The sequence below is a fragment of the Parabacteroides hominis genome (assembly GCF_014287585.1).
Classification (GTDB): domain Bacteria; phylum Bacteroidota; class Bacteroidia; order Bacteroidales; family Tannerellaceae; genus Parabacteroides; species Parabacteroides hominis.
Genome location: NZ_JACOOJ010000064.1, coordinates 1 through 12,939 on the forward strand (window position 1 = coordinate 1; position 12,939 = coordinate 12,939).

A 12,939-nucleotide genomic window follows, 5' to 3' on the forward strand; every position below is an offset into this window, starting at 1 on the left:
ATCATATTTGTTTCCTCTAACGGGCATGGCCTCGGTTTATTTAAGAGAGAAAACAAACGTTGTACGGAAACCTGTTCGGTAATCATCAGTCGGCAGATAGCATCTGTATTGAAAGGGCTGATCCCGTTATCTGAAGAAAAATTGGTGATTAAAGTAGGGAGCGATTGGTCAGAAATCTCTTTCGAGGATTACGAAATTTCTTTTCGTAATGTGGAAGGTCGTTATCCCAATTGGCGGGCTGTTGTTCCGAAATCTAACAATCTTGAACTGAAAACGGATACCAAATTACTATTGGGAGCCATAAAGCGCACTTCTGTATTTTCAAGTAAAGTATCATGCCTTATAAAGTTGAGTGCCCGTTATGATAAGCTTGTTGTATCGGCTCAGGACTTGGATTATTCCACTTCTGCAGAAGAAACCATTCCGGTAGAGTTTGGCGAAAGAGAGTTTGTTATTGGCGTGAAAGCGACTTTGATACAAGATATGCTTTCTGGTATTGATGACGATCGTTCAATACTTTCTTTCGCTACTCCCAGTACCGCTATTCTTATCGCCCCGGAAAAACAATCCGAGAATGAAGAACTTACCTATTTATTAATGCCCATGACAATCCAGTAAGTTATGAAAGAGTTCAAAGATACAATACAGAAATATTTGGAGCAACGAGTTGCAGAAGATCCCTTGTTTGCTCCCAAGTTTGAAAATCCTAAAAAGAATATAGATGAATGCTGTCGTTACATTTTAGGAGAAGCCCGTAAACGGGGAACTTCTGTCGTAATGAGTGATGCAGAAGTCTTTGGGATGGCCGTTCATTATTATGACGAAGAGAATATCAAGATAGAAAAAGTTTCTGCCGGTTGCTCTATTTCTTCTAATCAAAAGGTAGAGTTGACGGAGGAGGACAAGAATGCGGCCCGTGAAGCGGCTATCAAACGGTTGGCCGAAGAGCAATACCGATTGCTCAAAAAGAAGCCAGCAAAGAAAAAGGTAGATGAAAGTGTTCAACAAATGAGTCTGTTCTGATTATGAAGCCGAGAACGAAGTTACATTTTAGGGTGGTTAGTTTGAGTAGCCAGCTACCCGATATAAAAAGTATGATGGCTGAGTGGGCGAATAATGATTGTCTGGACCATATAGGATATGCTACCAAGTCCCGTGTCGTATGTATGGAATGCGGAGAACGTTTTTCTACAGAACTTGTAAAGCATAAGCGTGCCATTTGTCCTCATTGCGGTGCATCTTTGAAAATAGAATGGTCGAGGAAACGTACTAATAAGCAGTTTATAAGTATAGGAAAGGCAGATATATGTGAAGAGTTCCAGGTTATCCGATGCTTTGAGCTATATGCTTATTATCGTGAAGGCAGGAAACCTCATTATTTTATTCGGGAAGTGCTTCAACATTGGATTAAAGACGATGGAAAACGGGAAGTGATGGCTCTTGCAAGAAATACAGGCTGTAGTGGTTGGTGTGGAAATCTTGAAATTCGTAACAAGACTGTGGGATCGTATTATAGTATCGGAGATAATGATATTTACTGTGATAAGTACCATCCGGATTCTGTATTCAAACCGCAATACACAAGGATGGGAATAGATTACAGACTTCATGGACTGTCATTTCTTGATGCAATTAATACCATTCCTGCTAATCCTAAGCTCGAAACGCTTCTTAAAGCAAAGCGGTATGATTTATTGAGTTGTTGGTACAGTATTCGTTATAAATTGAGCAGCTATTGGCCATCTATAAAAATCTGTCTTCGGAACAAGTATAAGATAAAGGACGTTCCGATGTGGTTTGATTATTTGGACTTGCTGACACGTTATCATAAAGACTTGCATAACGCTCATTACGTTTGCCCTGCGAATCTGAAAAAAGCCCATGACTTATATGTAGCAAAGAAAAAGCGTGATGATGAAAAGGCGCGCAAGGCACGTGATATGCAGCGTTTGCTTGAGCTTAAGAAATATGCCGAAAACTACATTAAAGAGAAATCGAAATTCTTTGATTTGAAACTGTCGGATGGTAAGATAGTAGTGATACCGTTGAAAAGCCTTGAGGAATTTAAGAAAGAAGGAGAAATTATGCACCATTGTGTTTTCTCAAATGAATATTTCAAGAAGAAGGATTCTCTTATCCTTTCTGCCCGGATAGGTGAGAAGCATATTGAAACTATTGAAGTTAATTTAAAGACATTCAGTATAGTTCAGTCCCGTGGTGTCTGCAATAGAAACACAGAATACCATGATAGCATAGTAAAGCTAGTGAATAATAATATGAATTTGATACAGAAGTGCCTAAAGAAGGTCGCATAATTAGATAGCGTAAAAATGCCAAGAATTAGAACTATAGTACCGGAATTTTGGGAAGATGAAAGGTTTTCGAACGTATCTCTTCCGGCTTGTCTGCTTTATATAGGCATGAAAAACTTTGCTGATGATAGCGGTGTCATTTTAGCTAATGAAACTATCATCAAGTCGAAAGTCTTTCCTGCCCGCGAAGATATTCGTAAGCAGCAGGTTTCTGGGTGGCTGCAAGAACTGATTGAAAACTCTATCCTTGTACCTTTTACATTCGAAAATAAAAGCTACTACGTGATGGACTTTTCCAGTGAGCGCATCGACAAACCGCAAAAGTCAAAAATTCCTGCAGAAGTAATAGAAAACGTTCTTTCGGGCAAAAAACAGAATAATCCGGGAACATTCGAGAATTCTCAGGAACAATCTGGAACATTCGAGAATCCTCTTGCTGGAGAGGATTGGAAAGGAGAGGAGGGTTATACGCGCGCAGGCACGCGTAACCCTGACCCCGAACCGGAGAAACCCAAGAATGAAAATTTTGAAAAGTTCAAGCAATGGATTGCTGCGAATGCTCCTAATGTGGCTAAACTGAAAGAGCCGTTTACGGAAGAACAATTCGAACGAATAAAGCGAGATTTCCCGCTTCAGTTAATCCAGGACACTCTTGTCTCGATGCACAACTATCGAGAGTTGCTCAAAAAGTACGTTAGTGCAAACCTTACGTTCCGCAAATGGGCGAAACGTGATTTAGAAAAATATCAAGATGGACAAACAACAAGCAATACAACTGTTGTCACAGATAGACTCAACAACAGGCGTACTTCCTCCGGAACTGATGCCGAAAACAAGAGACGCGAGCGTGAGCATCTTGGGCACCTTGCCGATGCCATATTACAACAGTCTGCGGCCCAAAACAGTAAATGACGTGTTTGATAGCCCAAGTTGCTCTATAGCGGTTATGAACAAAGAATTTGGAGAGACGCATCTTCGTGGATTTATGGTAAAAGTCTTGAATGATTTGATAGATTTTTTTAATGTCGGGAAATCGATCGGAGCGGTGCAAGTCGCACAAACAGTTGATCTGATTATTGATGAATACTATTTCTTTAAGCCTGATGATTTCAAGCTATGTTTTAATCGGGCGAAAAAGGGATTGTATGGAAAGGTTTATGATCGGATAGACGGGGCTGTTATCTTAGAATGGCTTGGCCGGTATGAGAAAGAAAGGGGTTCTATGGCCATGGATGATAGTATCAATAATTCCAAAAGCTGGGATATACCGGAAGGCGATAGGACTTCTAAAACATTGGAACAAGCGTACCATGAGTTTAGGAAGTATGATTTTGAACGAAAATATAAGGTGTAAATATTAAAAAACAAGAAACTATGATGCAAGAAAATAAAATACAGGCCGGTAATACCGAACAAGTTTTACTGTCAAAAAAGAACTATCACCGTGCATTTAAGGTGGTGAGTATAGCAAACCCGGAACAGGGTGAATGGCTTTTTAACTGGAGAGGAAAGAAGTTAAGCCAAAATTTAATGAGTTGCGACTATGCACATACTGCAATCCGTATTTCCAACAACGAGGAAATTGTTATTTATGACAAAGACTTAGGCTCCTGGGCTGTTACAGAGTGGAAATACGATGTCAACCTTGAAGAACTTTGGAAATGCGCTTGTGACGCTTTCAGTTCTACAAGTTTCAGCCCGGAAGAACGCGGGGCATACTACATACGGACGTATGAGGAGGAGCTAAACGCTGACATTGAAAAGATTCCGGAGGAAGAAAGAGAACGCTATATTTCCAAGTACAAAGAATGGGTTCAAATATTATTCAATAAGCATTCTCGCATTATGAGCGCCATGATAACGGGGCCGGCACGTTTCCCTTCAAGACGAAATGAGAAGATGAATAATTATTATGACAATGCTGTAAATGAATTTAGAACATGGAGAGAAAAAGCACTCAAGGTGATATCTCGTAAGATAGAAGATGCAAAGCCGAAAGAACAAAAAGCTGAGGAAGAATGGACGAGGCTTAAACGCTCAATATATTCCTCTGCTTCTACAATTAAGGGTATCAATGACGGTACGGAAAGAGGATACAATAAAGCCTTGTTTGTTTCCAGTATTTACGGTAAAGTTGAAACATACACAAAGCGCGGTGACGTGATAATTGTAGAAAAAGCAATTGCCTATGTTAGAGAGCTAAATAAACAATCCTCTATCATTACTGAACGTCATAAATTCTTTAAACTTGCTGAAATGGCGAAAGCTGTATGCGAAGCTCAGGAAGTAAGGTCAAATAAAGAAGATACCGAAATACTTTTCGAGGGTGGCCGGGTAATCAAAAACTATTCCGAGGACAGGGTGCAAATAGTTTTCGACACTAAGCCGCAACCAGACGTTATTTCAAATCTCAAACATAACGGTTTTCGCTGGTCACCCCGTTTTTCGGCATGGCAACGTCAATTGACGAATAACGCCTATTATGCTGTTTCTCGTGTAGTTCCTATTACCGTTGAACAATTGATGAAAGGAGGTGAGAAATGAAAGTAATAGTTACATTCAGCGGGGGTAAAGATAGTCTTGCGTCTCTGCTTTGGGTACGTAATAACCTAACAAAAGATTTTATCACAGTGTTTTGTGATACTGCTTGGGAACACCCGTTGACTTACCAATATATTGAAGAGATATGCCGACAGCTTGATCTGAGCCTTGTCACGATCAAGTCAAAAAAGTTTGATGGAATGGTTGACTTGGCACAAAAGAAGTCTCGTTGGCCGTCTTCGCAACGACGGTTCTGTACGTATGAATTGAAAACAATTCCAATGATAGATTACGTCCTTGATGAAATAAACGATGATATTTTGATGATACAGGGTATACGTGCCTCAGAAAGTACTAAACGCGCAGAAATGCGAAAGCAATGCACCTAATATTATGTGCAGCCGTATGGGAAAGACAAACATGGAAAAGACAAATTTCATACTTATCGACGTAAAGACGTGTTGGAATTTAGATCAAAACATTCTGATGATCTTTTACGACCTGTATTCGACTGGTCGGCACAACAGGTGATAGACTATATTCTTGACAATGGATTACAACCTAATCCTTTATATCGAATGGGTTATAAACGGGTAGGATGTTATCCATGCATAATGGCTTCGCAACAAGATATATATAACATCAGTGTTCAAGACCCGGAAAGGATTAGTTGCATTGCAAGGCTCGAACAACAATTCAATAGCTGTTTTTTTGGTCCCGATAAAATCTCATCGAAACATTACAAAGGTGTATATCCGCTTATAGGTGATGTTGTTCGCTACGTACAAAGTAAACATACAGGTGGTTCTCTGTTCGATGATGACGATGTGGCAACAAGCTGTATGAGTTATTATGGACTTTGTGAATAATAGAACGATATGACTAAGAGAGAAGCGAAAATATTGGCATTAGAGGTATTTGTTATTGAACAGGATCATGTATCTGACACCATCGCCTCGAAAAAATCAAGGCTTCTTTCGTTTTGCTGTTTGGCATCCCGGCTTCTTAATCGTGGAATACGTTCTTTCATCTTTAAGCTGGTTGCCAATTTATTAAAAACTACATTAATCAAATACAATCTTTAGTTGAACGAATGGCTTATCACTTGAAACGATTGCAACTATTGGAATCAAGGCAATAACTACAATCCACCTCCTAACGTTGGGGAATAATCCCCAGTCGGGAAGTGGATTTGTTTTTATCTGGTAACATATCAGTTTTAGCCAAAATCAGTCCTCAAATTTTTGATTCTGTTTTTTGTAGCAATAGTCCAAAAAATCACACGTATTATCTATTTTCTTTTTTACAGATATTTCATCAATAGACTTCTTATCTGCTGAAAATATGGACTTAACACTATGCTTAAGATTAGAAAGATGTTCATTGTTGTTTATTTCTTTAATCAATTTAAAAGCATATTGAGAAATGTTGTTTGTATTCTTGCATGGAATATTATACTGTAAACAATAAGTCTCGAAAGATTTTGAATATTGACTATTTTTTAAATCATTTATTACTTCCTGATCAATAACTGTACCTGCCCATTCTTGAGATTCAGCTTTTTCATGAGCCTTTACAAGTCCTTTCCCGTAGGGACATTGTACTGCATATAAAGAATTATTGGAAAACTTGAAATTTCCCATAATATGACTGAGAGATCCCTTGGTTAAACATCCTCTAACAGGAAAATTGTCCAAATTACAATGTTGATTATATAGAAATGAAACTAAAAACAAATTATATAAGGAATCAATATTTGAATCTTTTGTCCAATATATAATGGTATCTGATATATTTACACAATTTACTTTAGCCTGAATAAGATCTGGAATTATATTATTGGGATTAACTGAACTAAGTTTTTTATTTTCAAGAGTAAGAGACAACTCTATATCTCGAAAAATGTGTTCCATACGTGTATCTATATATGTTTCCGAATTATTATTAATAAACTCTTTGAATCCTAATAAATCGAAATATGTTATGTAAACTTCATTGTACATAATAATACAGTTTTAAATTAAAATCACAAATATACGAAAATTCAGAAAGTAAAGTGACTTATATCACGAAAGAAGTGAGTTAAGAAAGCCCTCAGGATAACCAAGGGCTTTCTTTCTGTTCTTTATATCTTATATGAAACTAAGATATGAAAACGCAAAAATGTATAGCCTGTGGCCGGGAAACAGTTTCTGTAATCAAAACTGAAGAAGGGTATATCTGTTATAATTGCTACTCAGATAAAAAGATCCCTCCTAAGTCAAAACAGCATCATGACAACGAAGAAGCTCGGATTCAGTCGGAGTTTTTCAGCAAGGTTCCTTTATTTTTTCCGAACTTACCGGATCGACTTCTTTTTGCAGTCCCGAACGGTGGTAGCCGGCATAAAATAGAAGCGGCTAATATGAAGCGCCAAGGTGTTAAACGTGGAGTGGCCGATGTAATCCTTCAGATACCGAAAAAGGGATATGCTTCTCTTTGTCTAGAGTTCAAGACATCTACAGGTAAACAGTCTGCAGAGCAAAAGGAATACCAACGCCAGGTTGAAATGGCAGGTAGTAAGTATGTGATTGTTCGGAGCGTGGAACAGGCTATCCGGGAACTGCAACTGTATTTAGGTTAATAGATTTCTCCTGTTATATTTTAGAATAAAAGTTATGGCTGAATTGAAGTATGACCCCCGGAATTATCGTATTCATACCGATAAAAATAAACGGCTTATTAAGAAGAGTCTAGAGGATTGTGGTACCGGTCGTTCTATTCTTCTGGATAAGAACGATGTTATTATTGCCGGGAATGGCGTTTATGAGCAGGCTTTAGAACTGGGGTTGAAAGTCCGAATTGTTGAGTCTGATGGAAATGAATTGATAGCGATCAGAAGAACGGATTTGTCTACAGAGGATGAAAAAAGAAAGCTTTTGGCTCTGGCTGATAACCATACATCAGATACTTCTATGTTCGATTTCGCAGCTGTAGTTGAAGATTTTGGTATTGACGAACTTGGTGATTGGGAGTTGGAGCTTCCATTTGATGATATGCCGACAGATGTGGATCGTTTTTTTGAGGGAGCAGATAAGGTGGAGAATAAGAGAAAGACTATGATTTGTCCCCATTGCGGAAAGGAGATAGAGTTATGATCTTATACCTTGCCGGTTATAAATCTTGTGCCAAACGGTGGGATCTGGACACGAAAGATATCTATCTTTTAAGTTCTTTTTGGGAGCATAAATCGGGACGTTATGGTAGTTATGTCTGTCAAGAGAAGCATATTCTTGATAGCGGGGCGTTTTCTGCTTTTTCTGGGAAGAATGATAGTTTTGACTGGGATGGCTATGTTAAGAAATATGCCGACTTTGTTTTAAAGAATAACATTCAACGTTTCTTTGAGCTGGATATAGACGTTGTCGTTGGACTGGAGAAAGTCGAATATTATCGTAGATACTTGGAAGATCGTATAGGACGGCAGCCTATTCCTGTTTGGCATGCAAGTCGAGGAAAGGATTATTTTATTCGGATGTGTGAGGAGTATTCTTATGTTGCGATTGGTACGACTTCGGCAATGGAAGAAGGTCGGCGGATAAGAGAGAATCCTATGATATTAAAGTGGTTTATCGATCAAGCTCATTCTGCCGGTACTCGTATTCATGGGCTTGGATTTACAAATACGACATTTCTTCCTTTTTTAAAGTTTGATAGTGTTGATAGTACGACCTGGTTGTCTGGTTCCAGATTTGGGCAAATTTATTTCTTTAATGGAAAGCAAATGGTATATCGTAATCCCCCAAAAGGAATGCGGGATAAGAATCATGATTTATCGAATAGACACAATTTTAATGAATGGATAAAATTTCAAAGGTATGCAGAACAATACTTATAATAAAAAAGTCCTTCTGTATTCAGGAGGCATGGATAGCTGGTTGATTGATAAACTCTGGAAACCGGATATAAGGCTTTATATTGATATGAATACCCGTTATTCGAAAGAAGAAATGAAGCGTCTTCCGGATGATATTGTTATTGAAAAGTTGGATTTATCAAAATGGGAACGTGAGGATAAGATTATTCCTCTTCGAAATGTGTATTTGATTGGTATCGCAACGAATTATGGCGACGAAATCTGTTTGGGAGCGACAGCCGGTGACCGGGTTCTTGATAAATCACCTGTATTTGCCGAATTGTACGAGGAGTTACTCGGATATCTCTATCAGAAACAACATTGGACTGAGAAACGAACGATCAGGATAAATTTGGATTATAAAGCATATACTAAGACAGAGTTGTTGAAGCAATATATAATTCAAGGAGGCAGTATTAATGAAGCGTTTAGTTCGTCGTTCAGTTGTTATGCTCCTGTTGATGGGCACGAATGTTGGAACTGCAAACCGTGTTTCCGCAAATTTATTGCTTTTGCATTGAACGGATACCCGTTCTCCAGAGAAGTAATAGACAAGAATATATCTTATATAAAGCGTGAAATACTTCCTTTAATCGAATCTGGCGAGTATGGTCGGAAACGGGAGGAGGAAGAGATAAGACAAATATTAACTCTTTATCGATAAATCTATGTATACAGTAAGGAAACGTCTTGAGATATCAGCGTCTCATCGTTTGAGTCTCTCTTATGCAAGTAAATGTGAGAATTTGCATGGACATAATTGGATTGTAATTGTTTGGTGTAGATCTAAGCAGTTGAATCCAGATGGTATGGTTGTCGACTTTGCCCATATTAAGCAAATGATTCAGGAAAAATTGGATCATAAGAACTTGAATGAGGTATTATCGTTTAATCCGACAGCGGAAAATATTGCGAAATGGATCTGTAATCAGATACCTCAATGTTTTAAAGTGATGGTCCAGGAATCGGAGAATAATATAGCGTGGTATGAAAAAGATAAATGAGATTTTTTACAGTATCCAGGGAGAGGGGTATTTTATCGGTACACCGACTGTTTTTGTTCGCTTCTCCGGATGTAACTTGAGGTGTCCGTTCTGTGATACAGAACACAAAGAAGGCAAGATGTTAAGTGATGATGATATTATTGCAGAAATAAATCGTTATCCAGCTTTACATGTCGTATTGACAGGTGGAGAACCTTGTATGCAGGTTACATATGACTTGGTTGATAAAATCAAGGCCACTGGCCGATTTGTTCAGATTGAGACAAATGGAACTTTGGTTCCACCTGTAAATATAGACTGGATTACGTGTTCCCCGAAAGATGGAGGTAAAACTGTCGTGATTAACCCGAATGAATTGAAGGTAGTTTATATCGGACAGGATATGTCGCAATATGATAAATATTCAGCAGGAGTATATTATTTGCAGCCTTGTTCCGGTCAGAATACGAAGGAATTTATTAATTATATTAAAGAGCATCCGAAATGGAAATTAAGTCTACAAATACACAAGATATTAAATGTGCGATAAGAACGATTCTTTCTTTTATAGGTGAAAATCCTTGTCGGGAGGGCTTAAGAGAAACACCGGATCGTATTATAAGGATGTGGAAAGAGATCTTTCGTGGATATGATCTGGCACAGGTGCCTAAAATAACAGTCTTCCCCAATGGAATGGATGGTCTTTCTTGTAATAGTGTTATCGCAGATTCAGGTGGATTCTATTCAATGTGTGAACATCATATGATGCCTTTCTTTGGGAAGTATTGGTTTGCTTATATTCCTAATCCTAAAGGTAAGATATTGGGCATATCGAAAGTTGGTCGTGTTGTTGATTATTGTGCGGCACGATTACAGGTACAAGAGCGATTGGCGAAAGATATCATTGTGATGATTCAAGAAGCGTTAGGTTCGGAATATCCACCTTTGGCAATGGGTATAGTGCTAGAAGGAGAACACTTGTGTAAGTCAATGCGTGGTGTAAAGAAAGAAGGTAAAATGCGCTCTTCTTTCTATTTAGATAATGGAAGTTTACCTGAGTTGAAGGCGGAATTGTCCCGATTCGTTAGTTTTGGTTAGGTATGTTAGAGAAGAATGAAGTAAAAAAGAAAAGTAGGGGGCGTAAGTCTGAATATAGAGAAGAATATGCAGAGCAGGCTCTAAAGCTTTGTCTGTTAGGTGCAACAGATAAGGAAATTGCTGAATTCTTCTCTGTTTCGGAACAAACGTTGAATAGTTGGAAGAAGAAGTTTCCTCAATTTCTTGAGTCCTTAAAAAAGGGAAAAGCTGTAGCAGATGCAAATGTAGCATCGAGACTTTATAGCCGTGCGATTGGTTACGATGCCAGAGCGACGAAGTTCGCTACCAACGAGGGCAAGATTACGGACAAGGTGGAGTATCTCGAACATTACCCTCCGGACACAACTGCCGCCATTTTCTGGCTGAAGAACCGGCAACCTGGCAAGTGGCGTGATAAGAAAGAAGTGGAGAACCAGGTCAAACTGGGTGATGAATTGGAATCGATGTCAGATGAAGAACTAGCAGCAATTATCCGTGGCGAAAAGGAGTAAGAGAGAAATATTGATCAGGCAGGCGAAGGCTGCGACCATATTGCGCAAACGGGAGGCTCGGAATGATTTCTGGGCCTATTGTTTATATCATGATCCTAAGTTCTTCGCTAAGCGTTTGTTTTTGAAGAAGGTGGCGGACGCTTTTACGCGGGTGTACGAATCGTATTTGTCGGGTGTGATTCGTCGGCTGGCCGTCTCCATGCCGCCACGTGCTGGGAAGTCCTATATATCATCCTTGTTCATTTCGTGGATGCTTGGCCATTTCCCGGAAGAGTCGGTCATGCGCAACTGTTGTTCCGATACACTGTATAATAAACTATCTTATGATACACGCGACATTGTCCGCTCTTCCCGGTTCAAAGAGATATTCCCGGATGTGCAATTGCGAGGGGATAAACAGAATGTGCACGGCTGGAGCTTGGAAGCTGCCCGGCAGGTGAGTTACTTCGGGGCTGGTGTAGGCGGTACGGTAATCGGTTTCGGTGCGTCTATGTTGGCCATGACCGACGACTTGTATAAGAGCCTGGAAGATGCACTATCCGACACCAATAACGAAAAGGTTTGGTCGTGGAAGCAGGGAACGCATGATTCCCGTATAGAGGGGAACTGTTGCTCTATCGACATCGGTACACGTTGGTCGGCTACGGACGTACTTGGCCGTATGGAAGAGATGGGGAAGTATGACGAGATTATTCGTATCGCTGCCTTGGATGAGAACGACCGCTCTTTTTGTGAGGATGTGCATACAACGGAGTATTACCATGAATTACGGGAGGAAACGGACGATTCCATCTGGTGTGCCGAGTATATGCAGGAACCGATCGAGGCTATTGGGTTGTTGTTCCCAAAATCAGAATTAAACCGATTCAAGCTGGCAGATATAGAAGGTAAGCAACCGGACGGTGTGATCGGTGCTACTGATGTGGCAGACGAAGGAGACGATGATTTCTGTGCGCCGATTGCCAAGGTATTCGGCACGAAGTATTTCATTACCGATGTGCTGTTTACCAAGGACAATGTAGAGATTACCGAACCAAAGTTGGTTTCCCTGATCCTTGATACCCGTTGCGACAATATGCGTATTGAGAGCAACAATGGTGGTCGTCTCTTCGCCCTGAATGTCCGAAAGGCGGTAAAGGAAAAGAATGAAAAATGTATCATCCAAGCAAAGCCTACGACCGCCAACAAGGAAACACGTATCTTGTTGAAGTCCGGTTGGATCAAAAAGCATTGCTATTTCCTAGAAGAGGGCGAGTATAAGAAAGGTTCGGATTACGATCGGTTTATGAAAGCGCTTACTGGCTACAAGAAAGAGGGAGGTAACAAGCATGATGATGCACCGGACGGCATGACGATCCTTGCCGAGAATGTAGAGTTTATCGGGTTGTGCAAAAATAATCGGGTACGGCAGGTGGCAAGAGGACGATAATTGGCAAAATGAAAGTGTTTTTCTGATATTTGTGACACGTGTTAGATAAAACCCCGATATTTTTCTACCATATACTTGCGTTTTGATATATGTTTTCGGTTTTTACATTTCAAAGTAAACTTGTTTAGACTGGCCGTATTGATAGCGAAAAACTATTTGCTTTTATATTTTAGCATAAAACAATCATGCC

General features: G+C 39.6%; 15 protein-coding genes and 2 pseudogenes. 16 read left to right on the forward strand and 1 reads right to left on the reverse strand.

Translation table 11 applies throughout. The annotated features are described in order from the left end of the window. From H8S65_RS20010 to H8S65_RS20040, 7 genes and pseudogenes are all read left to right on the forward strand, one after another. Positions 1-618: pseudogene (locus H8S65_RS20010) on the forward strand (DNA polymerase III subunit beta); the annotation flags it as partial. Between the two features lie 3 nt (positions 619-621). Then, a complete protein-coding gene (locus tag H8S65_RS20015; RefSeq protein ID WP_186931568.1) occupies positions 622-1,023 on the forward strand; it encodes a PcfK-like family protein in 402 nt (133 codons plus the stop codon). Positions 1,024-1,025: 2 nt separating this feature from the next. Further along, a complete protein-coding gene (locus tag H8S65_RS20020) occupies positions 1,026-2,315 on the forward strand; it encodes a PcfJ domain-containing protein (RefSeq protein ID WP_186931570.1) in 1,290 nt (429 codons plus the stop codon). Positions 2,316-2,330: 15 nt separating this feature from the next. Next, a complete protein-coding gene (locus H8S65_RS20025) occupies positions 2,331-3,224 on the forward strand; it encodes a hypothetical protein (protein ID WP_186931571.1) in 894 nt (297 codons plus the stop codon). A gap of 34 nt (positions 3,225-3,258) precedes the next feature. After that, the gene (locus tag H8S65_RS20030; protein WP_229055526.1) at positions 3,259-3,666 is read left to right on the forward strand and encodes a hypothetical protein; all 408 of its coding nucleotides are present in this window, start codon (positions 3,259-3,261) and stop codon (positions 3,664-3,666) included. A gap of 20 nt (positions 3,667-3,686) precedes the next feature. Beyond that, a complete protein-coding gene (locus H8S65_RS20035; protein WP_186931572.1) occupies positions 3,687-4,856 on the forward strand; it encodes a hypothetical protein in 1,170 nt (389 codons plus the stop codon). Then, a pseudogene (locus H8S65_RS20040) lies at positions 4,853-5,722 on the forward strand (phosphoadenosine phosphosulfate reductase family protein). The gene H8S65_RS20035 and the pseudogene H8S65_RS20040 overlap by 4 nt, the downstream one beginning before the upstream one ends. 360 nt (positions 5,723-6,082) lie before the next feature. Here the strand turns inward: H8S65_RS20040 and H8S65_RS20045 are convergent. Then, positions 6,083-6,856 (reverse strand): hypothetical protein, encoded by a 774-nt coding sequence (locus H8S65_RS20045; RefSeq protein ID WP_186931574.1) that lies wholly within the window; start codon positions 6,854-6,856, stop codon positions 6,083-6,085. 146 nt (positions 6,857-7,002) lie between these two features. Between H8S65_RS20045 and H8S65_RS20050 the strand changes: the two genes are divergently transcribed. The 9 genes from H8S65_RS20050 to terL are packed head-to-tail and all read left to right on the forward strand — an operon-like array spanning position 7,003 to position 12,749. Next, positions 7,003-7,476: a VRR-NUC domain-containing protein gene (locus H8S65_RS20050; protein WP_186931575.1), complete on the forward strand. Its 474-nt coding sequence runs from the start codon at positions 7,003-7,005 to the stop codon at positions 7,474-7,476. A 34-nt stretch (positions 7,477-7,510) separates the two neighbouring features. After that, positions 7,511-7,990, forward strand: a complete 480-nt coding sequence (locus H8S65_RS20055) for a ParB N-terminal domain-containing protein (protein ID WP_155144398.1) — start codon at positions 7,511-7,513, stop codon at positions 7,988-7,990. Beyond that, on the forward strand, positions 7,987-8,730 hold the full coding sequence (locus H8S65_RS20060) for a hypothetical protein (protein WP_186931576.1): 744 nt from the start codon (positions 7,987-7,989) through the stop codon (positions 8,728-8,730). Before H8S65_RS20055 ends, H8S65_RS20060 begins: the two co-directional genes overlap by 4 nt. Next, entirely contained in the window at positions 8,711-9,412 is a 702-nt protein-coding gene (locus tag H8S65_RS20065; RefSeq protein ID WP_186931578.1) for a 7-cyano-7-deazaguanine synthase, read from the forward strand. Before H8S65_RS20060 ends, H8S65_RS20065 begins: the two co-directional genes overlap by 20 nt. A gap of 4 nt (positions 9,413-9,416) precedes the next feature. Further along, the gene (gene queD / locus H8S65_RS20070) at positions 9,417-9,752 is read left to right on the forward strand and encodes a 6-carboxytetrahydropterin synthase QueD (protein WP_186931579.1); all 336 of its coding nucleotides are present in this window, start codon (positions 9,417-9,419) and stop codon (positions 9,750-9,752) included. Beyond that, on the forward strand, positions 9,736-10,281 hold the full coding sequence (locus tag H8S65_RS20075; protein WP_186931580.1) for a 7-carboxy-7-deazaguanine synthase QueE: 546 nt from the start codon (positions 9,736-9,738) through the stop codon (positions 10,279-10,281). Before queD ends, H8S65_RS20075 begins: the two co-directional genes overlap by 17 nt. Next, positions 10,236-10,829, forward strand: coding sequence for a GTP cyclohydrolase I (gene folE / locus H8S65_RS20080; RefSeq protein WP_186931581.1), 594 nt, complete (start codon positions 10,236-10,238; stop codon positions 10,827-10,829). Before H8S65_RS20075 ends, folE begins: the two co-directional genes overlap by 46 nt. Positions 10,830-10,831: 2 nt before the next feature. Next, positions 10,832-11,320 carry a helix-turn-helix domain-containing protein gene (locus tag H8S65_RS20085; RefSeq protein WP_186931582.1) on the forward strand — a complete coding sequence of 163 codons (489 nt, stop codon included), beginning with the start codon at positions 10,832-10,834 and terminating at the stop codon, positions 11,318-11,320. Then, entirely contained in the window at positions 11,304-12,749 is a 1,446-nt protein-coding gene (gene terL / locus H8S65_RS20090; RefSeq protein WP_186931584.1) for a phage terminase large subunit, read from the forward strand. Before H8S65_RS20085 ends, terL begins: the two co-directional genes overlap by 17 nt. The last annotated feature ends 190 nt before the right edge of the window (positions 12,750-12,939 follow it).